This window comes from Oligoflexus sp., assembly GCF_035638955.1.
Classification (GTDB): Bacteria; Bdellovibrionota_B; Oligoflexia; order Oligoflexales; family Oligoflexaceae; genus Oligoflexus.
Map to the genome: position 1 here is coordinate 1 of NZ_DASQYZ010000499.1, position 20,777 is coordinate 20,777.

Below are 20,777 nucleotides of genomic sequence, written 5' to 3' on the forward strand. Positions count from 1 at the left end.
ACGTTGCTGTTCAATGGGAGTATCTAAAACAGAATCCAGCTGAAGGTATCCCTCAAATTAGGGTGCCTGAGCAAGATTTTCAATTCTGGACTTTTGAGGAGAGAGACAAATTTCTTTCTTGGGCCAAAACCCACGACCCAGAATTATACGATATCATTGCAACCGCTGTTTACACAGGTCTGCGCCGTGGTGAAATGGAAGCGCTGAGGCGGGATTGTATCGATTTGGAACGACGCTTCATTATTGTGAAGCGCAGCTACTGCAGCTCAACTCGAAAGTTTAATGAATACACGAAGAGCAAGAAAATCCGACGGGTTCCTATGAACGACTGAGTGTTTCGGATTATGCAGCAACGGGCTTTTTATCCATTGGAGCGACTCGTACTTGAAGCTGACTACAGACACATCGTGCAGGAATGGTTTGGACCAGCAGAAAATGATGCTGGCGTGTCGCAGATAACATTCCATGATTTACGTCATACCTTTGCATCGCATATGGCTATGTCGTCGGTAAGTCCTTTTGATATTCAAAAACTGATGGGGCATAGCGATATCAAAACCACAATGCGCTATATGCATTTGGCTCCAGATCATCTTTCAGGTCTGACTGACGTGCTTTTAGCGCAAAAACAGCGCATTCAATTTTCTTCAACAACACAGCCTGAACAGTCAGCTGTTCAAGGGAACCAGCTAGTGTTCACTCAAAGTTCATTCTGATTGATTTGAAATAGAATTTCTTAGTGATTTCAGAGGCTTAAAAAGCGATCGCGCCAGGATTCGAACCTGGGACCACAGGATTAGCGTACACACTTCGACTTTCGCCGCCCCCGAGGGGTTCGTGGTCTGGACTATACCTTCACCGTATCCGAAGACTTAGGTGCACCCCGTCTAGTCTCTACACCTTCCTTGTTGCCAAGGCTTGGCTCGGGATTGCCAGGGACCATGGTCCCGAAGGGTTCCCCGAATTTGAGGTGAGCAGCTCAAAACCTTTCAGCCTTGAGAGTCCTATTTTGGGCCTATTCAGCCCGGCTATCAAATCCTGTGCTCTATCCAACTGAGCTACGCGACCGTTGGAGCGGGCATACTATCCATTGTCACCCCTTTGGTCAACATCTTCACAGTCGCGTCTTTATCGCATGGCGAGTCGTGTCCAGTACCGCGCGGTGGCGGGCGAGGTGTGGGCGAGTTTGTGGCCCAGGGTCCGGCTTTCGGTGCCACCGATCTGTTGGATCGCGTGGAGAATACGAAATTGCACGTAAAGTGGGTCTTTGCCCTTTTTGTTCTGTTGAACGGCGTAGGCTGTGGCCAGGAGGCGCAGGGCTGGGGCATGGCCGGTGTTGGCAAAGCGTTCGCCCATGCTGCTCGCGGCCTCGGCGCGGACCACCAGAGCGCGATCAAAGAGCCCATGCTGCAGAATATGCCCACAGAGTTTCGAGGACCGGCGTGTGCAAACCTGAATCCAACCCGTTCGCCATTCCCAGCTGAGCTTTTCAAAGGTGTAGCCGCTGGTTTTCAGGCTTTTCCAGGCCGCATTGTGCTCAACCTCGCTCATTTTCATGAAGGTTTGCCAGTCCCTTTTCGCAGGACTTTGGCTCCAATTCCAGGTGGCACGCGAGGCCGCCTGGGCCTCCCAGGACCCGATAATCAGGACAAGAATTAAGCCGATTTGGTAAAACTTGGCAAAACAGCTGAATACCATGGTTCGACTCCATCTTAAAGGGGTAGGCTAAGCTCCTATAATCCCTATAGGTTTTTCTGTAACTTTAAGCTTGGTCTAAAGCGCCTTGGTTAAAATGCCGATCCACTTTCATGTCCCACCCATATTTCCCTGGGGGGGCTTGTCAGGGTGCCCGAGGCCGGGTGCCTAGGAGTTGAGGAGTCGCTATGAGCGAACAGGTTTGGTACCTCTATCAAAACGGACAACAGGTTGGACCGTTTGAAACACAGCAGGTTTCCCAGCTGTTCCTGAATAACATGATCGCTAAAGATGGCTACATTTTCAAGGTGGGTTGGAAGGATTGGCGACCCATTGAAGAAGGTTATGAAGCCCTCGGGATTCCCAATCCCAACAATCCTGCACCCGTTTCGCAGGATGAGTACAAGAAACAGGTCGAGAAACGACTGGAAGGGGCCCCACGTGCTTCGATCAATGGTCGAGTGGTGGTGCACAACAACGGTCAGCTCACGATCGGTCAGGGCGTGAATATCTCTGTCGGCGGTATCTTCGTGGAAACCGGCGATCAGATCTTCACCATCGGCGAATCGCTGAAACTTTCCGTGCGCTGTGATGGTCTTCCCAAAGCGTTTAACGCGGAAGCATCCGTTATCCGGTTTAATCAGGATACCCGTTTTCCAGTGGGCTATGGGCTTAAATTTACCAAGATTGAAACCCAGGCTCAGGGCACGATCCAGCAGTTGGTGGACGACGCCAACAAACGCGGGGACCGTGGCCGCTTTGTGAAGTAAGACAGATCAATTAGAGGCGCTGCAAACGTCGAGAGAAGTGAGGGAGAGGTATGTCGGAAGTTGTCCAGGAAAACTCCAGCAGTTGGAAAACGGTGGAATCTTTGGAGGAAGCCAAACATCTGGTGGATCTGGGGGCCCTTCTTATCTGGAAGGACTTTAAACAGTTGCGCAAAGTGCTGGATGACAACCAGCTAAAAGACCTCGTGCGCTACTGTGCAGGACGTTTGTCGGAACGAGTGGAAAGCCGCTTGCCGGAAGAAATTCTGATCGAAACGCTGCTCGTGATGTTCGCCAACTGTCAGAACGAAGATATTCTGGTGGCCTTCCTTCAGGAAATCCTGGAGCAACCCAACCGAATGGAAGCATGCACAACGTTGGTTGAGCTGGCGATCACGGCCGAGGTTTCCGATGCGGAGCACTCCGAGGAAATCTTCGCCATCGCGGTGGCTCTGATCTGCGAGCTGGGCAATATGGTTCGCCAATTTCAGCAGGAAAGTCCTCGTGAAATGGGTGTGCCGGCCCTCCGACTTCTGGATCGGATCTCGACCTACCTTTTGTCGGTCAGCAACAGCAACGACAACTGCATTCGTCTGAGCCTGCTCCATTACTTCGGTACCATGGAAAAAGGCAAGGCCAACAAAACCGGTTTCAACCGCATCATGGGCCGCTTTGGGCACACGGTGCTGGAACATCTCTTTACGCTGCTCTTCAACAAGAAGACCGAAGCGGTGGCCCTGCAGTTTTTGCTGGAAAACATCCCGCATATTCTGGAAGCTGACGATCACGCCCAGACCATACTGCAGGAAACCTGGAAGCACTATCTGCTGAAAAAACCGGAGCGTTTCGCTCTGTTCATTCAGGCCCTGACCCATTATCTCCTGGCCATGCCCGATGAAGAGGCCCGTATTTGCCGCAAGACCTACCTGCAGCACCTGGCCTTGCTCCTCAAAAAGGTGGCTGAAGTGGATCATCGTGAACTCGGTCGTGAGATTCTGGGTGCGATGGCGAGCTTCTGCCGGGAGCCGTTCTTCAAGGAACTCGTGCCGATGATCGTGCGTGATTCCTCGATCCGGGATTCCTTCCGGAGCCTGGTGGCGAAGATGGCGAATACTTCGGATGTGGAATCAGTGTTGGAAGAAGCGGATTCCTTCCGTTCCTCGAAGCGCGGCCGCAAGCCGAGCTTTGCCAAGACTGATAAAACTCGGGTGATCTATCAGGTGAAGTTTTTGGGCACGCAACAGACAGCCAAAGCGTCCTAGGGTCCCTGGGCACGCAGCAGACTGCAAAAGCGTCCTAAGGACCTACCCTCGGTTCAAAACTAAAAGCCGCTCCAGACACACGTTCTGCGAGCGGCTTTGGTATTTTAACGCCCGATGGCGGAAGGACTTAAGGAGTGGCAGGAGCAGGCGTAGCAGCCGGGGCAGGGGTGGCTGCCGGAGGCGTTTCCTCGGCCGGACCGGGGTCGCTGCCGCCAGCCGCAGGCTTGATCTCATCACCCAGGATGAAGTCGATCGAGGTCTTCTTGCCCAGAACGTCGGCGATAAACCAGGCGCCATCACGTTTCACGACCGAGACGGTGTTTTCCGTGGTCGTTTGGGGAGCATTTTCCAATTTCGCCGCTTTATCCGGGCCAAGGTTTCGGTAGCTCAGATAAAAGGTGATTTCGGTTTCACGCGGAGTACGGTCGCGACGTTCGACCACCGAGTAACGATCGAGTTTGAAATTCTGTTTGATGAACGCCGAGGTCACCACATCATCCGAGGCGCCTTCCAATGCGTTTTTCAGATTGCCCGTGGTCAACTTCAAGAGTTCCTGCTTCTGGCCGATTTCCGTCATGTTGAGGGAAATGTCGAGATAAGCCTGAACCACCTCTTCAGGTGTCATGGATTCACGACCGGAACTGCACATCTTCGTACAGCCCATAAGAAGCAGAAAGCTGAAGAGGGACACGAGTCTGATCTTACGCATTAGGGCTGCTCCTCCGGAAGTTGGCCTGTCGGTGCGGGACTATCTGGACGCGCGGCTTCGACCGAAGTCGGGGCTACAGGTCCAGGTTGTGCGCTGCTGTCCGCAGGGACAGGCAGCATGGGTGTGATCGGTGGCGGCATGTTCTGCCGAATGTCACGATTCTTTTGCCAGACAGGAACCTTGGGCAATTTGGTCGGTATACCTTCGGGAGCCCGTCTGGACAGAGACGATCGATCGTAATTATAGGAACCGTCGTCTTCACCATTATATTTCGAAACCGGCGTTCCTTCATCAGCTGCACTGGATCGACGGCTTTCCGCAGGACGACTGCGGGACCGGCCCACCTGCAGCTCGGGTCGCATGACCGCGGCTTCTGGATATTCCAAAGCATCGCGGAACCAGCTGACGAAATTTTTCACGTCAGCAGGGGACGCTTGCGCGATCTGGGCTTGTCCAATGCGCGCGAGCGAGTTGAGGTCACGATTGATCGTGTAAAGCTTTTGATCCACAAACACCAGGGTCGGCGCGACGAAGCCATGCTCGGGACGGGTGAAAACAGGGATATTCTGCGACTTCAGGTAGCTGAGGCGCGAGAGATATTGATTCTGTTTCGTGCGGCCCAAAAACACTTTGACGTCAACCTTTCGGTATTTTGCCAAAAACAGCGCGGAAACCACATCACCATCCGTGAGATAGTCCGTGATCAACCAAACGCGTCTTTTACTTGATCCTATGAGCTCTAAAACATTATGACGTAATTCATCAAAGTTTGCAGTATTTTTGAGGGAAAACCCCGGAACAGGAACCGGGGCTTGTGGTGCGTAGATCGATTCTTCGGTAGCGGAAAAGCCCGGCTGTGTCAGAGCACAGAGGGCGATCAAAGCAGTCCGTAGGAGACGCATGGTGTCCATCCGTTGTTATTTTTTGCGGATGATGAAAGCCCCAAATCCATCCATATCATCCTGGTTACCCGCGTAAACCGCAAAAAGGTGTTCACGCGTGACGTATTTCTTGTAGTAATCAGGCAGACGAGGCAGTGGGGACACGACCTCTATCTTATCACTGAATTGGTCCTTCAGTCTCTGCAGATGGTCCTCAGTTTCCTCGCTTTCAAACGAACAAACCGAGTAGATCAGCTCGCCACCGGGCTTCAGGATCTCCAGGGCATGCTGGATCATCTTCCACTGCTGTTCGGCCAGAGGAGCCACGATATCATGCTTCTTCTGCCACTTGCCTTCCGGATGCCGGCGCAGGACACCTAGGCCCGTACAGGGGGCATCCAAAAGGATCTTATCGGGTTTGTTGTCCGGATTCCAAGTCAGGAAGTCTTCGAAGACCCACTCGACCTTCTCATGCCCGAGGCGATGCATGGTGTCCCGAGCCCGATTGTACTGGTCCTGATCCTTTTCGACGGCGATCAGCTGGATCTTTTCCTTGCCGAGTTCATAGACATGGGAAAGTTTACCGCCAGGACCGGCACAGGCATCGGCCACGACCTGGCCCTCGCCAGGGGCCACGAGGTAGCCGATCAGCTGCGAAGCTTCATCCTGGATCGTGTAAAAGCCGCGTCCAAAGAAACCTTCGGTTCCGGTATCCGGCGAATGATCCAGGTGCAAGGCCGAACGCAAAGGGCGACGGTCGCTCTTCATTTTTTCCTCGCGCAGAAGGTCATCCTGCAGCGAGGCGGCGTTTTCCACGGGCGTCTTGAGGGCATTGATACGCACGGTCACGGGTGGTGGCTGATTGTTGGCCGACAGCATCCCCTCCATGCGTTCAAAGCGGAAGCGCTTGTACCAGCGGTCCACCAGCCACTGCGGATGGGAGAACTGCAGAGCCAGGTATTCACGCGGCTTGGCCACTTTATCAGGCTTGGCAAAGTATTCGGCACGTCGCGCAATTTGTCGCAGAATGCCATTCACAAAGGTACAGGCATTATGCTGACCTTTTTTGCGGATATATTCGACGCTCTCGTTCACCGCGGCGCGGTCCGGAACGCGGTCCATGTAATAAATCTGATAGGTGCCGCAGATCAGCGCGGCCCGGATTTCCGGGCTCGACTTCTCGAGGTCGCGCTTGGAGGTATTCTGCAGAATCCAATAGAGTTTGGCGTTCCAGCGAAGGCTGCCGTAAACAATTTCTTTGATGAAATTGCGGTCCAGACGCTTCAGCTTGGCATCATTCTGCACATACATTTCAGCCAGGACTTTTTCCGGCTTTTTACGTTGCTCCATGACCGCAACAAAGGCGTCATAGGCGAGTTCACGGGCAAGGGATAGGCTCAAGTCAGGAAACCTCCTGAAAAAGGGAATAACAGCCAGAAACATGGCTGCTGCCAGGATATATAGCAAGGCTCTGGTGAAAACCCTATGAGGGAGATTGCGTCAGAGCGAGGGTTCGCGACGTGGGGTGGTGTCCGTGTCGTCTTCCAAAAAGCGGCTGACTCGGCGATGAGGCTCTTGATGGGCACGGGATAGAGCGCGCCGGCTTTGATGGACTTCAAACGATTTCCGGAAAAAATCATAGCCGAAAAATACGGCTGCAAAGGCAGCACCCAGGATGAAGCATGTCAAAAAAGCCAAAAAACCCGCCACCCGATATTCCCCAAAATAGGGAACGTTGACGTAAACCTTATCCATATTCAGAAAACCAAAATAACCACCATAGCCAAGGAAGATGAGGACCACCAAGAAGCTGATCAAACGGCGCAGATAACTCATACCTGGTTTCCCCCGGTGGGCAAAGAAAAAACGGGCCAGTTCATTGTAACTGGGCCCGTTCTAGCTATCAAGGGCTGCACTGGCCCGATATTGCGTAACTCAAGCCTGGAAGTTGGCGCTACCCCTGGCCCCCAAAGCATGGGTGGGGGTGGGGCAACTGAAGCTGCCGTCACGACCGGAGGTCGCTCAAGGAGCTTAAGAACTCCCGTCACGACCGGAGGTCGCTCAAGGAGCTCAACACAATCACTTCTCTTGCTCTTTCGCCGCTTTGGCCTTCGCAAATGCATCAGCCAAGCCGGTTTTAGGCTCAACATTGCTGATGTACTGACGAAGTTCGTCGCCTTGCAGCTGACGGAGCAGGGCTTTACGAGAAAGCGAGAACTTACGCTCTTCGCTGTCGCTGGAAAGAACCACGAATTCAACTTCGTCGCCTTCTTTCACAACATCTTCCACTTTCGATACGTTCTCGTCAGACAGTTCGGAGATATGGATCATACCTTCGACGCCTGGGGAGAGTTCAACGAAAGCACCGAAGTCCACAACCTTGGTCACGCGGCCTTTGCCTTTGGTACCGGCATTGAATTCGCGCGAAGCTTTGACCCATGGGTCATCGCCAAGTTGTTTGATGCCGAGGGAGAAGCGCTCGTTTTCTGCATCGATCTGCAGAATCTTGGCTTCCACTTCATCACCCTTCTTGAAGAGATCACCAGGGTGGTTGATCCGTTCGGTCCAGGAAATGTCGGAAATATGGATGAGGCCATCGATGCCGTCTTCGATGCCGACAAAGATACCAAAGTCAGTGATGTTGCGGATTTTGCCGCGAATAACGTCACCTTCCTGATATTTTTCTTTGACGATATCCCAAGGATTGGGCTCGATCTGCTTCATGCCGAGGCTGATACGGCGGTTTTCAGTGTCCATGGCCAGGATGACCACTTCAACTTCGTCACCAACCTGAACAACCTTGGAAGGATGTTTGATGCGCTTGCTCCAGCTCATTTCGCTGATGTGGATCAAGCCTTCCACGCCCTGCTCCATTTCGACAAAGGCGCCGTAATCAGTCAAGCTGACAACAGTTCCTTTAGCGCGCGAGCTGACGGTGTAACGTTCAGCCACGGTGAGCCAAGGATCGTTTTGCAGTTGTTTGTAGCCAAGGGATACGCGCTGACGAGCTTCGTCATACGACAGAACCTTGACTTCGATTTCCTGGCCCACTTCGAACATCTGGGAAGGATGGTTGATCCGGCCCCAGGACATGTCGGTGATGTGGAGAAGGCCATCGATGCCGCCGAGATCGATGAAGGCACCGTAATCGGTGATGTTCTTCACGATACCTTTGAGAACAGCGTTCTCTTTGAGGTGCGACAGGGTTTCGCTACGCAGCTTTTCGCGATCTTGTTCGAGAAGGACGCGACGGCTGAGGACGATGTTGCCGCGTTTCTTGTTGAACTTGATGATCTTGAAGCTGAGTTTTGCGCCGATAAGTTTGTCGAGGTTGCGCACAGGGCGCAGGTCGACTTGCGAACCAGGCAAGAAAGCTTTCACGCCGATATCGACCGACAAACCACCCTTAACGCGGGCGATCACGCGGCCTTCGACGATTTCACTTTTCTCATAAGCGTCTGAAATGCGATCCCAAGCGCGGAACATTTCTGCTCGCTCGCGGCTTAGAACCATTTCGCCATCGTTGTCTTCGAAGGAGTCAAGATAGACTTCCACGACATCGCCTTCCGCAACGGAAAGCGTACCATCCGGCTGCAGGAATTCCGACTTGGGGATCTCGCCTTCCGATTTGTGGCCGATATCAACGATCACAGAGTCGTCGGTAAAACGAACAATGCGGCCGCTCACAATCGAGCCTTCTTTCACTTCGCCGGTGCCTTCTTCTGAATTCAGCATAGCGGCGAATTCTTGGCTTTCGCCCTTTTGATGGTCGAAACCGGTATCTTCATCCTCCCAGCGGATGTTTCCGATACCTGCAAGCTTGGATTCGTGTAATTGCATAAATGTGGTTAACTCCTGATACTGTCCGCCCATCGGACATATTTTTTTGCTCAGAGCTTGAATCGTTATCACGCGGGTCTATAAAAGTCAATGAAAGCACGCTAAGATGGGGTCTGCGACCAGAATCCCCTGGTGCAGCAGCTTACAGGAACATGGGATGACGATAGCCAACAGCACCGTGCGATGTTCATACTATCTTGTCTTAATAGTCTCTCTCGGCCTTACCGGCGTCGCTTTCCCAGCTGAAACCGTCACCGCGCCCAAAGAAGCAGCCGCTTCGACATCAGAGCCCGCCAATACGGCCAAACCTAAGCCAGCCCCCAAGGCCAAAGGCGACGAATTGCCACCGGCCCAGGGTGATTGGATGGCAAAACCGTCTGCGTCCAAGCCCGTACAAAATGGCAAGGCTTCGCCAAGCGCAACACCTGCGGTCGAAGCCAAAACGGCTCCGGCACCGGCCGCTCCTGCTGCCCAGCCGTCCGAACCCGTCGTGGCCGCGGACGGAAGCGAGACCTGTCCCGCGAATCCTGAACCGGCGCCCAACCTGCCCCGTGCCGACACCTACAAGGGTATGCCCTTTCAGTCAGGAGAGGAAGCCCGTTATATTTTAAAATACGGCCTCGTCAAGGTTCACGTCGGCTATGGATTTCTGCGTGTCATGCCACCGGCGAAGCACACGATGCCGGTTGCCAAAAAAGATGGTGCGGTCATCCAGGAGCCGCGCTGGCACCGGGTTTTCGCGGCGGAAGCTTATACCGGCGATTGGTACAAGATGATCTTTGCCGGTCACGATAAAATGCAGGCTTTCTCGCGGCCCTGGGATTTTGGAGTGACCAAATTCTATATCAGCCAGAACGAGGAAAAGCCTTTCGTTCGCCGCTTTCACCAGGAGAAATGGTTGGATTTCGATCACGTCTCTTGCAAGGTCACCGAGCGCACGGTGGATCATAAGAAAAAAAGAGAGAAGAACACGGAACATTTTCTGCAGCCGTCAGCCGATGATGCCTTGGGCGCACTTTACAAGCTGCGGACGCATACCTACGAGCTGAACAAGACCGAGCGCGTGCTCGTCTATACTTCGGAAAAAAACTGGTGGCTGGAAGCAACGCCGGTCGCGATTGAAGATGTGAAGACCGCTCTTGGGAATTTCAAAGCGTACAAACTTGCTGTGAAAACCTATCTGGGCAAGGAGCTGCAGCAACGCGGCAAGCTGTTCGTATGGATTGCAGCGGAGCACCCCAACCGGCCCATGATCAAGGTGGAAGGAGAAGTCACCTTTGGTTCGATTTATTTGGAATTGGACCGCTATACGCCGGGGGCTGGCTGAGCCCCCGTTGGGGCTTAGAGCCCAGACTCAGCAAGAGTTTCGATGGCCTTCTTCTGTTCCTGGGAAAGTTCCCGTGGAATTTCCAGATCGACGACCGCAAAGAGATCATGCTGATGGCCCTGCTGATCGGTGAAGCCAAGTCCTCGAAGGCGGATCTTGGTCCCTGCTTTCACGCCGGCCGGAACCTTTATTTTTTTCGGACCTTCCGGTGTATTCACCATCTTGCTGCAACCCAGGAAGGCTTCCGAAACTTTCAATTTCAAAAGCGCTTCAATATCATCATCCACCCGTTTGAAATCCGGATGATCGGCAACCTGCACGATAATGAAAAGATCGCCAGGGGCTCCTCCAGTCCGTGAGGCGGCACCACGTCCGCTGACGCGCAAGCGCGCTCCGGTTTTCACACCTTTGGGAATACGAACCGTCAACTCCCGCTGTGTGCCATCACTCAACGAAAAATTCACGCGACGTTCGGCGCCGTTATAGGCCTCCATGAATCCGATGGCCAAAGGATATTCCACATCCTGACCTTTTTGAGGCCCACCAAAACCTGGGCCACGACCAAAGCCGCCGGGTCCTGCGCCGCCGCCGAAGATGCTTGAAAAGAAACTGCTCCGACCGCCCAGGCCCATTTCCTCGAAAATGGATCCGAAGTCGGTTCCACGGAAAATGTCTTCCGAGCTGTACTGCTGATGAAAGCGCTGGTCACCAAACATGTCGTATTGCTGGCGCTTTTTTTCATCCGATAGAACGGCATAGGCCTCATTGATCTGCTTGAACTTTTCCTCGGCCGCCTTGTCCCCCTGATTCCGGTCAGGGTGGAACTGCATGGCGAGTTTCCGATAGGCCTTCTTAATCTCAGCCTCGTTCGCCGTCTTCGGGACGCCTAATATTTCATAATAGTTTTGCACGGTTAACCCCAAAATAGGACAGCCCAAGTTCCTTTATAAAGATGAGGCCTGAACTGCGAAAGTCAAGTCCCGTTCCTGAGGCTGTGATAAAATCATGGATACCCTGAAAGCATCCGTAAGAGGATAAAAATCTTTGCGAAGTATTACCATTCAAGGTTGTCTTGGCCTGGCTCTGGTCGTCTGCACCTTGGCTGGTCTGGGTTACGTCGGTTTTCGTCAGCTTTCCATGCGCGGCACACAAGCCGAAGCCCGGCTCATGCTGAGTTACATGCAAACCTTGCAGAATGTCTATCACATCGAGCAGGGGCAATTCGCGCGTTTTGATCAATTTTATGGGGCCCCGCTGCATGGCGAGGATCATTGTGAGCAACCCGAAGGTGCAGCCCGACTTGGCTTTCTGCTTCACGGCTGTCACGATTTGAAGTCCCCGGCGCCTCGCTATGCCTATCGCAGCCTGCCTCAGATCAAACCCAAAGCCGGCTATCGTCTGGAAGCGGAAGGTGGAACGGACGCCCAGGACCGCAGCCTCGTGTGCTTTGGAGCGGACGACAGGGAACTTTGGGTCGCTGAACAAAATACGGAGATAGTCGCCGTCCAATCATGCTGGTAACACCCTGGCCTCAACTCCGGCTCCAGGCTCAAGTTTAACTTCCCATACTTTCCCGCCGAAATGCTCACTTGGATCTCTCGAGTGAAAAGGCGGGCATGAGTCAGGACAAGCAGCCACAGATAAAAGCTCCCAGCAGTTTGGGTTTCGTTGCCGGAACTCTGATTGTTTATGCTTTTGTAGCTGCGATCTGGGTTTTCATGCTGGGTGAAGCGATGATTCGCATCCTCGGCCTGCTGCTCAGCTTTGCCGCCATCATCATGGTGGCCAAACGCTGGTGGGAAAGACGCCTGGCAGCCTACGATCAGGCTCAGGAAGCGGTGCAGGAACGAGCGGTGCCGCCGCCTTCGATGCTGATGTCCGAGGGCCTGCAGAAATTTGTAGTCGAAAATCTCCGTTTCGCGGTTTTCACCGTGAATGATCAGCTGCGCATCCGGCTCGAAACCCCCATCTTCCCGAAAAGTCTGAGTACCGTCGAGGATCTGGATGGCCGCGATCTGATCGAGATGCTCGGTCTGGTCACGAGGCTGACGCAGGACGAGCTGCAGATGCTGAAATTCCAACTCAGCCATGCCTATGGCATGAATAAAATCCAATGGACGGCCACCTCCTTCAGTCTGCCTCAGGAAGCACCACTGAAGCGCGCCCCGACAGCCTTTGCCCGGTTGAGTTACATTCCCGTTTATGACGACGGCAAGCTCAGCTGTGTGCACCTGATCATGCAGGATATCAGTGAAATCAAGGAGCGCGAGGTCAAAGCCGAGGCACAGCGCAAGGATATGGAAAAATTCTTCGCCCTTCTGCAGGTTTCCGATTCGCTCTTCGAGCTTTTCATGAGTGAGACCCGTAAGCTGTTTGAGGATATCAAGTTCGATCTCAAATCCTTGCGGGAAAATGGCAGTGCCGCCCCACTCGATACGGCCAATCGCATGTTCCGTGCGGTCCATACCATCAAAGCCAACGCTAAACTCTTTAAATTGAATTCGATTCAGGACGTGGCTCACTCGGTGGAAAGCTTCCTCGAGGAATTGCGGACCGGCAAACGCACCTTTACCCCGTCCGTCGTTGCGGAATTGACCCAAAAGATCATGGCCATCAGTGAAGAGGTCTATTCCTATGCAAGTTTGCGTAAGGAAATTCTGAACACCTCGGATCGCGGTTCAGCCTTCAATCTGAAATATCGCGTGCAGTGGATCCGTTCCCTGATGAATCAGTTCGCCTCGATTCTGCGCGACCCCAAGTTCGAGCAGAGGCATCTGAAGCTCATTCAAAAGGAATTCGGTCGCGCGCTCTCCAGTTTTGATAAGGCCTCGCTGCGGGAGTACCTGCGCGGCTACAATCAGATGCTGCAGGAAGTCGCGGCTTCCATGGGCAAGGAAGTGATGGAGATCGAAACGGACCTGGAATATCACCATTTTGATTCCAGTACTCTCGCCCGCATCAACGATATTCTTCTGCACTGCCTGCGCAATGCCATCGATCACGGGATTGAAACCGTCGAGGAACGGGTGGCTTCAGGGAAGCCTCGGGCTGGTGTGATCCGGCTGTCGACCAAGGAACTGGACGGCACGGTGAGTATCGTCCTGTCGGATGATGGCCGTGGCCTGGACCTTGAGAAGATTAAATCCAAGGCCGTGGAAATGAATCTGGTGACTGCAGAAGCGGCCGATCGCATGTCGGAAAAGGAAATCATTCCCCTTCTGTTCCACACCGGCGTCTCAACAGCGGCCGCGGTGACGGAGATTTCCGGCCGTGGTCTCGGGATGGATGTGGTTCGCGATTATGTGCAGGGACTCAGCGGCAGTTTCGCGCTGAACTTTGTCAAAGGCCAGGGAACGACCATCTCATTCTGGATTCCCGCCGCATCCGAGGATTTTATTTCCCCCCTCGGTATTCATGATCTGCATGATGTGCTGGATGAAGTGCTGCGCGATTATCTGCACTATGCCCAGGATCGATTCGTTTTTGAATACACAGACCTGTCCCGCATCACCATTTTTACCGATAAAATCAGCCTGATCGAAGTGCTGCGTATGATGCTGACCGACATGCATCAGCGTTGCCCGACCGGCTGCCGCATTCACTTCATGGTGGAAGAGCACATGGGCCGCCGGCGGGTGGATAGCTTTGTCTTCTATCGCCTGAAAGCCACCCTGATCGGGGAATCGATTCCACCCAGCTGGACTTTCGAAAAGGACAGCCAGGCCATGGATGCGGCTGGATCCATGCTTCGCAAAAATGGGGGCTCGCTCTACATGCGTCAGCCTCAGCAGCTGGAAATCAATATTCCATCCAACATACCCGTGCGGTTTGCGCAGTATGAATTCAAGGTCCTGATCTTTGCCAACCGCCTCGACAATCTCCCCACGCAGATCACCAACTTTTTTGAAAAGGTGATGGGCGGCTGGATTTTCAAATCCTTTGTGTATCCCTTTGGTGAAGAGACCATGCAGGAGCTAAAAGGCTCGGCCTGTCTCGTGCTCCTGGATAGCGCTATGGTCAAGGCTTACGTCGATACACGTGATGAAAGCGATCGCAAGAAGGACGGCGTGGTTCTGTTCCCTGAAGAGGAGCTGGATATCGACGCTCTGAATGGTTCGGCCATCCTTCCTGAGAATATCCTCTTCGTTCCGCCATCGTTCGATGAAAAACACTTTCATCGCTGCCTCGCGGGCGTGATTTTCCGTCGTTTCCTCAAGGAAATGGTGCGGGATCAGACCGCCATGAGTCACCGCGATAAAGACCTCCTGACCCGCGCCTCTTAAGCCGGGATGCCATCAATTGACAGTCGCCGCGGTCCAGAGTATGGATGGAAGTCCTCAGTGATGGCTTGCCTCCAGGAGATCCGCGATGGCTCAAACTCAATCAAATTCAGGGATTCGCATTTGGCTTTTGATCACCGCGTTCATGGTTTTTTCAATGGTTGCTGTCGGCGGCCTGACTCGATTGACGCGCTCGGGGCTGTCGATCGTTGAGTGGAAGCCTATCAGCGGCGTTTTGCCGCCCCTGACCGAGGAAGCCTGGAACGCCGAATTTGAGAAGTATAAGCAGTTTCCCGAGTATCAAAAGGTCAATCATAAGATGGAGCTGGATGAGTTCAAGTTCATCTTTTACTGGGAATATGGACATCGCCTGCTGGGACGTTTGATTGGCTTTGTCTTTGCCATTCCCCTTTTGATCTTTGCCTTGCAGAAAAAGGTTCGTGGCAGCCTGGCCCGTAATCTGGTCATTGCGCTGGTTTTAGGGGGCGCGCAGGGCGCTTTAGGCTGGTATATGGTGAAGTCCGGATTGGTGGATCGACCCAGCGTGAGTCATTTCCGGCTGGCTGCCCATTTGCTTTTGGCCCTGTTTTTAATGTGTTTTCTCTATTGGCTGGCCCTGGATCTTCGTGAACCTTTGCGTAAGCAGCTGCAGGGATCGCGATTGAAACCGCTTAGCGTGGCTTTTCTGGGTCTTGTCAGCTTGCAGATTTTTTACGGAGCCCTGACCGCCGGCTTGCGTGCAGGCCATATGTATAATACGTTTCCGACCATGAATGGCCTGTGGATTCCGCAAGGCATCGGCTCGATGGGGCTGGTCCTCGATTTTCTGGAAAATCCTGTGACTGTTCAATTCGTGCATCGCTGCCTCGGCTGGCTGGTGCTGGGCAGTGCCATAGGCCTGTTCATCATAAGCCGCAAGCACACGGATCTGACCCCACGGCAAAGGTGGAGTTTTCAGGCTGTGCTGGTGATGGTTCTGCTCCAGTTTACCCTAGGGGTGTTGACGCTCCTTTATATGGTTCCCGTTGCATTAGGCTCGCTCCACCAAATGGGAGCCTGCGTTCTGTTATTGCTCACTGTGAATGCAGTGCATGCCATGCGTGAAGGTCCTGCGGCCCTACGTGTTATCAATCGTGCCGCAACTTGAGGTTCTTTATGTTCCGTTTCAGTCTGCTTGTGTCCTTGTTTTTCAGCGTTGCCGGTGCGGCTCAGGCCTCTGGTTATTATCAGCTGAATGAGCGCGATGGCGTCCATTCCTTGCGTCCTCTCAGTCGGGACGCTGATTGTCCGAAGGAGAATGGCAGAAATGCTTGCTCCAACGTTACCCTGGAATTGCCGGAACGCTGCAGTTTTGAATGCAAGAATGCTTTGCTGTCAGGCCAGGGCACGGCCATTATTAAAGGCAGTTTTTCCCAGGAAACGGCGCAATTTGTCGCCCTATCCGGCTTTGATACCTGGCGTGCGCGTAGTCTGCCAGCCCCGGTTTTGAAAATCACGAGTCAGGATGTGACCTGTGAAGGGAATCGTTGCCGCGGCACCTTGCAGATGGAGAATCTGAAGACCGGTCAGCGGTCCAGCCTCAAAGAAATTTCCTTTGCCGAGGCCGATGATAAGAATTATCAGCTGGATGGAGCGCGGGCACAGAACGATTTGAAAAGTGCTGATGGCCTTTTGGTAACCGGCAGCACCAAAAAGCAGGTCCTTAAGGTCCGCTACGTGTTTCGCGTTTGGATTTCCGAGGCTGCTTGTGATGCCTTGAAACGTGTTCAGGAACTGATTATGCCTGCAGGTGACCCGGAAGCTTTGTTCAATCTGATTCAGAATGAAAACGAGATCGTTTTACCGGCTGATGGCCGCACGTTGTATTGGGCTCAGCAGATCGAATCCGATGTGCAGTCGGTGACCTATAAAACCGGCATCAACGATCTCTGGTCGCAGATTGTCAGCATCAATCTCACCACCTGTGCCGCCACCGTCCTCGCTGAGCATTGATCGCCTGAATCCATCTTGAGTATCCCAGCGCCAGTCGAATCGTTCATTCGACTGGTGAACCCGCCACCGTTCAATCCTCCACATAAAGCACAGGTTTCTCACCCAATATGCGCCGCGTGGCGATGTAACTGGTCAAGAGGCAGACTGCCACCAGAGCCAGGGTCACCGTTACGGGAATAAGCAAAGACGGCTGCCAGAGCCCTTTGAAGATAACCTTGCCGGTGATGAACGAGGCCAGTAAACCGAGGATGGAACCCAGAACTGCGGCGCCCGCACCCAGCCAGCCAAATTCCTTCATGGTGGCTTGCAGAATCACCTTGAAGTCGGCGCCCAGGATCTTCAGCAGATTGCTATCCCAGCGTCGGGCCAGGGCTTGGTTTTGGGCTATGGAGAAAATCACCGCGTGCCCGGTCAGGACAGTGAGCCAGCCCATGACGATCAGAACCAGCGACATCTGCTCGATGAGTTCGCTGATTTTGGCGACGAGTTTGCTGACATCGATAATGGAAATGTTAGGGAAGGTATCCACGATCTTTTTTTGCAGCTGCAATTTTTTGTCAAATTCAATGGAGGGAAGTGTCATCAGGAATGTCTTCGGCGCGTCATCCACCAGTCCAGGCTGGAGCACCAGGAAAAAGTTAGGCTGAAACGTATTCCACTTCACGGTGCGGACACTTGTGACAATGGCGGACACGGGCAAACCTTGAACATCAAACGTCAGCGTATCCCCGAGTTTCACGCCCAGGCGTTCGGCATAGCGCTGCTCGATGGAAAGTTCTCCAGGTTTGCCCGAGGCGTCCTGATAGGGGCCCTGAAATAAAACGCCCTCTGTGATGGTTTCCGCATCAGCCAGGGTCGATCGATAGGATAGGTTCACACCACGATTGCGTGAACGCTGCTCCTGCTCCTCTTCCCGCGTCACCGCCTGATCATTGGCCCTTTGCCACGGCCGGCCGTTGACCTCGCTCAGGCGGGCCATAATCATGGGCGCCACAGCTTTGGGTGTGACGCTTTCTGCGCGAACCAGGGATTCGATGGTTTCGACCTGATCCTCCTGAATGTCGAACAGAAAGAGGCTGGGCAGACCATCGCCATCGGGTCTTTGCAGTTCCGACTGAATACTGTGCTGAATTTGAGGAATCAGGTTGATCAGGGCGGCCCCGATGCCCAATGCTATGAACGAATTCAAAGAATGACTCTGCTGCGAACGCAGATAAGTGATGGCCAGCCGCGAGCTGAGCGAGCCTCGCCGTGAACGCAAGGCCAGAAATTTAAGCCCAGACCAGGCAATGAACGCAAATATCAGAGCCAGGCCCAGAAGCGTGGCACAGAAGAGAGTGCCGACTTTGAAGGAATGAGCCTGCCACAGGCTCAGTGCATAGAAGGCTGCAAAACTCGGCACGTAACTGGCCCAGAGCGCTGCCGTCCAAAGTCGATCGCCACCGGAAAATTCCTGGAAGAGCACCGAGGGATTCAGCTTGCGGATCCGCAAAAGTTGCGGCAGGCAAACCAAAATCGAGCCGGCAATGCCCAGACCAAAGGCCAGGGCGAAGGAGGGCCAACCGACTTCAATCGAAAGAGGCACCGGCGTCAGGGTTTTCAAAAGGCCGGATGCCAGAGGCACGAGCAGCATTCCGACCAGACTCGCGAGCACCGCGCTGACCGCTCCCAAAAGCGTCAGCTGCACGACATACAGCATCATGGCTTTGAAATAGGTCAGGCCAATGCTCACGAGGGTGGCAATGGCGGTTTGTTTACGATCCAGGTACATCCGGAAAAGGTAGGAGGCGCCCATCGCAGCCAAAGCCAGTGCCACCAATGAGACAAGGCCGAGGTAATCGGAGAGATAGGCCAGCATGCGACCATTGTCCTGGCCTGATTTATGATAGGCCGAGACCCGGACGCCGGCATCATCGATGGCTTGATTCACACGTTGCTCCACCTGATCGATGCTCTCACTGGCCGGCAACTGAATGAGGCGCGTGTGCGTCGTGGTTGCTCCGAATTGAATCAATCCGCTTTGCGTGAGCGTATTTTTTCCCACATAGATGCGAGGCGCCATGGAAGCGCCGATCATGGCGGCGGAACTGTCGTCCTGAATCACATCATCGATCACAAAATCAAGGCTACCGATGCGAACGCTTTCGCCAGGCTTGACATCGAGCTGCACCAAAAGCTCGGGAGCCACCCAGACCTTGGGCGCTGTCACGAGATCGAGCGGCTGCTTGCCTTCGTAAAGACCCTTTTTTTCCAGCGTGATCTGGCCGTAATAGGGAAAGCCCTGATCAATGCCTTTGAGTTCGACGAGGACACTGCGTTTGGCGCTGGTGACCATCGAATAAAGAGTCAGGATTTCGAGCTGACGGGTGCCATCAGGCAGAGCTGCGTTCAACTTTTCCATTTCATCAGGGCGCAACGCGCGTCGTGCCGAGACGGAGAGATCCGCAGCGAGCATGTTCTTGGCTGATGACTGCAGCTTATCTTCGAAGCTGCGTTTCATGGCATCAAGCGCGATGAAACCGGTCAGGCCCAGGGTCATATTCAAACAGAACAGCAGGCAAAAACGCGGGCTGTTGCGCAGTTCACGAAAAGCGTAGCGGAGCAGCATCGAGGCATTCCTTGTTCAAGGTGTTTGCAGTTGGCCCTGAACCAAAGGCAGGCGGTTTTTGCAGCGGGACGCGAGCTGCATATCATGCGTCACCAGGATGAGAGTCATGCCGCGCTGGGCCACGGCATCAAAGAGGAGATTCATCACCTTTTCCCCGGTGGCCGTATCAAGGTTGCCACTCGGTTCATCGGCGAGAAGGATGCGTGGCTCGACCACAAACGCACGGGCAATCGCAACCCGTTGGCATTCACCGCCGCTGAGCTGCTGCGGCAGATGTTTAGCCCGTGCGCCAAGGCCCATCAATTGCAGAGCATCCATGGCCCTTTCTTCGGCGTTGGACATGCCGAGAATATCCAGAGGCAGGAGCACGTTTTCCAGTGCCGTGAGGCTGCGCATCAGGTGAAACTGCTGGAAAATAATGCCAATGGAGCGACCTCGAAAACGGGTCAATTCATTTTGATTGAGCTGACCAAGGCTTTGGCCGTCAACGGTAATGGTGCCCTGAGAGGGCTGATCCAAGCCAGCCAGCAGCGATAGCAGCGTGGATTTTCCCGAACCCGACTGACCCACGATTGCCACCGTTTCCCCGGATTCGACGCCAAAGCTCAAATTCCGCAGCACGGGAATCACCGTTTCGCCTTGCTGAAATTCCTTTGATACCTGCCTGACTTCCACAATCGCCATAGAGGGTCCTATTTCCATTTCAAGTGTTACAAAAGTTCTTTCACTTTGGGATAAATCAAGGACAGGACCTGCTCATAGCCCTTTTCATTCGGATGAATGCCATCCGCCTGGTTGAGGTCGGGCTTGCCGGCGATCCCTTCCAGAAAGAAGGGGACAAAACTGGGTTTGTACTTGTCTTTGACCTTGGTAAAGCTGGATTCAAAATCCTTGGGAAATTTCTCGCCGTAGTTGGGTGGGGCTTTCATGCCCAGGAGCAAAACCTTGATGCCCTGCGCCTGGATCATGTCCATCGCGGCACTCAGGTTTTTGTGAGTGGTCGCCGGATCAATGCCGCGCAAACCATCGTTGGCACCGAGCGCATAGATGATGAGATCAGGCTTGCCGCGTTTCAGATGAAATTTCAGAGTGGAGAGTCCAAAGGCGGTTGTGGCGCCGCTGGATCCGGCGTTGATCACTTTCACCCCGGGATGGCCTTCGGTCTTGAGTTTGTTTTCAAGCAGGGCGGGCCAGGTCTTATCCACGGGCACGCCGAGGCCAAAGGTCAAGGAATCACCGACCGATAGAATGACAGGCTTGGCCGCCAGAGGACTGGCAATTGCGGCCAAAGCCACGCTGATCATGAGGGACAACCTTCGAAAAAGAAGCAGCATGAACATGTCTCCGCATTAACGTTTTGACCTTGTGTGAGGCCCTCGCTATTATCACCAACGCTAGCAAACTGATCCATCACTG

Annotated in this window: 17 protein-coding genes and 1 pseudogene; 8 read left to right on the forward strand and 10 right to left on the reverse strand. The window is 53.7% G+C overall.

The genetic code is table 11. The annotated features are described in order from the left end of the window. The first annotated feature begins 62 nt into the window (after positions 1–62). A pseudogene (locus VE954_RS40835) lies at positions 63–716 on the forward strand (tyrosine-type recombinase/integrase). 412 nt (positions 717–1,128) lie between these two features. Here VE954_RS40835 and VE954_RS40840 read toward each other — a convergent pair. Then, entirely contained in the window at positions 1,129–1,698 is a 570-nt protein-coding gene (locus tag VE954_RS40840; RefSeq protein ID WP_324964082.1) for a hypothetical protein, read from the reverse strand. A 185-nt stretch (positions 1,699–1,883) separates the two neighbouring features. On the opposite strand from VE954_RS40840, the gene VE954_RS40845 reads away from it, so the two are divergent. Continuing rightward, a complete protein-coding gene (locus VE954_RS40845; protein ID WP_324964084.1) occupies positions 1,884–2,465 on the forward strand; it encodes a PilZ domain-containing protein in 582 nt (193 codons plus the stop codon). 50 nt (positions 2,466–2,515) lie between these two features. Next, positions 2,516–3,724, forward strand: a complete 1,209-nt coding sequence (locus VE954_RS40850) for a hypothetical protein (RefSeq protein ID WP_324964086.1) — start codon at positions 2,516–2,518, stop codon at positions 3,722–3,724. Positions 3,725–3,851: 127 nt separating this feature from the next. Here the strand turns inward: VE954_RS40850 and VE954_RS40855 are convergent, their stop codons facing one another. The 5 genes from VE954_RS40855 to VE954_RS40875 all read right to left on the reverse strand — a co-directional run bounded on the left by VE954_RS40855 (position 3,852) and on the right by VE954_RS40875 (position 9,154). After that, entirely contained in the window at positions 3,852–4,433 is a 582-nt protein-coding gene (locus tag VE954_RS40855; RefSeq protein ID WP_324964088.1) for a hypothetical protein, read from the reverse strand. After that, complete coding sequence (locus tag VE954_RS40860) at positions 4,433–5,335, reverse strand: hypothetical protein (protein WP_324964090.1); 903 nt, start codon at positions 5,333–5,335, stop codon at positions 4,433–4,435. The genes VE954_RS40855 and VE954_RS40860 overlap by 1 nt, the downstream gene beginning before the upstream one ends. 15 nt (positions 5,336–5,350) lie before the next feature. Beyond that, complete coding sequence (gene rsmB / locus VE954_RS40865) at positions 5,351–6,715, reverse strand: 16S rRNA (cytosine(967)-C(5))-methyltransferase RsmB (protein WP_324964092.1); 1,365 nt, start codon at positions 6,713–6,715, stop codon at positions 5,351–5,353. Positions 6,716–6,814: 99 nt separating this feature from the next. After that, complete coding sequence (locus VE954_RS40870) at positions 6,815–7,150, reverse strand: hypothetical protein (protein ID WP_324964094.1); 336 nt, start codon at positions 7,148–7,150, stop codon at positions 6,815–6,817. A gap of 243 nt (positions 7,151–7,393) precedes the next feature. Next, a complete protein-coding gene (locus VE954_RS40875; RefSeq protein WP_324964096.1) occupies positions 7,394–9,154 on the reverse strand; it encodes a 30S ribosomal protein S1 in 1,761 nt (586 codons plus the stop codon). Between the two features lie 157 nt (positions 9,155–9,311). Between VE954_RS40875 and VE954_RS40880 the strand changes: the two genes are divergently transcribed. Next, entirely contained in the window at positions 9,312–10,481 is a 1,170-nt protein-coding gene (locus VE954_RS40880) for a DUF3108 domain-containing protein (protein WP_324964098.1), read from the forward strand. A gap of 14 nt (positions 10,482–10,495) precedes the next feature. Here VE954_RS40880 and VE954_RS40885 read toward each other — a convergent pair whose 3' ends face one another. Then, entirely contained in the window at positions 10,496–11,392 is an 897-nt protein-coding gene (locus VE954_RS40885) for a DnaJ C-terminal domain-containing protein (RefSeq protein ID WP_324964099.1), read from the reverse strand. Positions 11,393–11,525: 133 nt separating this feature from the next. Here VE954_RS40885 and VE954_RS40890 point away from each other — a divergent pair, with 133 nt between their 5' ends. The 4 genes from VE954_RS40890 to VE954_RS40905 all read left to right on the forward strand — a co-directional run bounded on the left by VE954_RS40890 (position 11,526) and on the right by VE954_RS40905 (position 16,753). Next, complete coding sequence (locus VE954_RS40890) at positions 11,526–12,002, forward strand: hypothetical protein (RefSeq protein WP_324964101.1); 477 nt, start codon at positions 11,526–11,528, stop codon at positions 12,000–12,002. Between the two features lie 95 nt (positions 12,003–12,097). Then, on the forward strand, positions 12,098–14,764 hold the full coding sequence (locus tag VE954_RS40895; RefSeq protein WP_324964103.1) for an ATP-binding protein: 2,667 nt from the start codon (positions 12,098–12,100) through the stop codon (positions 14,762–14,764). Between the two features lie 85 nt (positions 14,765–14,849). Then, positions 14,850–15,908: a COX15/CtaA family protein gene (locus VE954_RS40900; protein WP_324964105.1), complete on the forward strand. Its 1,059-nt coding sequence runs from the start codon at positions 14,850–14,852 to the stop codon at positions 15,906–15,908. A gap of 8 nt (positions 15,909–15,916) precedes the next feature. After that, positions 15,917–16,753 (forward strand): hypothetical protein, encoded by an 837-nt coding sequence (locus VE954_RS40905; RefSeq protein WP_324964107.1) that lies wholly within the window; start codon positions 15,917–15,919, stop codon positions 16,751–16,753. A gap of 70 nt (positions 16,754–16,823) precedes the next feature. On the opposite strand, the gene VE954_RS40910 is transcribed toward VE954_RS40905, so the two are convergent. The 3 genes from VE954_RS40910 to VE954_RS40920 are packed head-to-tail and all read right to left on the reverse strand — an operon-like array spanning position 16,824 to position 20,695. Further along, entirely contained in the window at positions 16,824–19,361 is a 2,538-nt protein-coding gene (locus VE954_RS40910) for an ABC transporter permease (protein WP_324964109.1), read from the reverse strand. A 15-nt stretch (positions 19,362–19,376) separates the two neighbouring features. Next, the gene (locus VE954_RS40915) at positions 19,377–20,045 is read right to left on the reverse strand and encodes an ABC transporter ATP-binding protein (protein WP_324964111.1); all 669 of its coding nucleotides are present in this window, start codon (positions 20,043–20,045) and stop codon (positions 19,377–19,379) included. Positions 20,046–20,071: 26 nt separating this feature from the next. Further along, positions 20,072–20,695, reverse strand: coding sequence for an arylesterase (locus tag VE954_RS40920; RefSeq protein WP_324964113.1), 624 nt, complete (start codon positions 20,693–20,695; stop codon positions 20,072–20,074). Between the last annotated feature and the right edge of the window lie 82 nt (positions 20,696–20,777).

What these genes read in the sequence shown, in the direction of transcription:
- VE954_RS40840 (WP_324964082.1), bottom strand. Translation starts at nt 1,698, where the DNA reads ATGGTATTCAGCTGTTTTGCCAAGTTTTACCAAATCGGCTTAATTCTT.
- VE954_RS40845 (WP_324964084.1), top strand. Translation starts at nt 1,884, where the DNA reads ATGAGCGAACAGGTTTGGTACCTCTATCAAAACGGACAACAGGTTGGA.
- VE954_RS40850 (WP_324964086.1), top strand. Translation starts at nt 2,516, where the DNA reads ATGTCGGAAGTTGTCCAGGAAAACTCCAGCAGTTGGAAAACGGTGGAA.
- VE954_RS40855 (WP_324964088.1), bottom strand. Translation starts at nt 4,433, where the DNA reads ATGCGTAAGATCAGACTCGTGTCCCTCTTCAGCTTTCTGCTTCTTATG.
- VE954_RS40860 (WP_324964090.1), bottom strand. Translation starts at nt 5,335, where the DNA reads ATGCGTCTCCTACGGACTGCTTTGATCGCCCTCTGTGCTCTGACACAG.
- VE954_RS40870 (WP_324964094.1), bottom strand. Translation starts at nt 7,150, where the DNA reads ATGAGTTATCTGCGCCGTTTGATCAGCTTCTTGGTGGTCCTCATCTTC.
- VE954_RS40875 (WP_324964096.1), bottom strand. Translation starts at nt 9,154, where the DNA reads ATGCAATTACACGAATCCAAGCTTGCAGGTATCGGAAACATCCGCTGG.
- VE954_RS40880 (WP_324964098.1), top strand. Translation starts at nt 9,312, where the DNA reads ATGACGATAGCCAACAGCACCGTGCGATGTTCATACTATCTTGTCTTA.
- VE954_RS40895 (WP_324964103.1), top strand. Translation starts at nt 12,098, where the DNA reads ATGAGTCAGGACAAGCAGCCACAGATAAAAGCTCCCAGCAGTTTGGGT.
- VE954_RS40900 (WP_324964105.1), top strand. Translation starts at nt 14,850, where the DNA reads ATGGCTCAAACTCAATCAAATTCAGGGATTCGCATTTGGCTTTTGATC.
- VE954_RS40905 (WP_324964107.1), top strand. Translation starts at nt 15,917, where the DNA reads ATGTTCCGTTTCAGTCTGCTTGTGTCCTTGTTTTTCAGCGTTGCCGGT.
- VE954_RS40910 (WP_324964109.1), bottom strand. Translation starts at nt 19,361, where the DNA reads ATGCTGCTCCGCTACGCTTTTCGTGAACTGCGCAACAGCCCGCGTTTT.
- VE954_RS40915 (WP_324964111.1), bottom strand. Translation starts at nt 20,045, where the DNA reads ATGGCGATTGTGGAAGTCAGGCAGGTATCAAAGGAATTTCAGCAAGGC.
- VE954_RS40920 (WP_324964113.1), bottom strand. Translation starts at nt 20,695, where the DNA reads ATGCTGCTTCTTTTTCGAAGGTTGTCCCTCATGATCAGCGTGGCTTTG.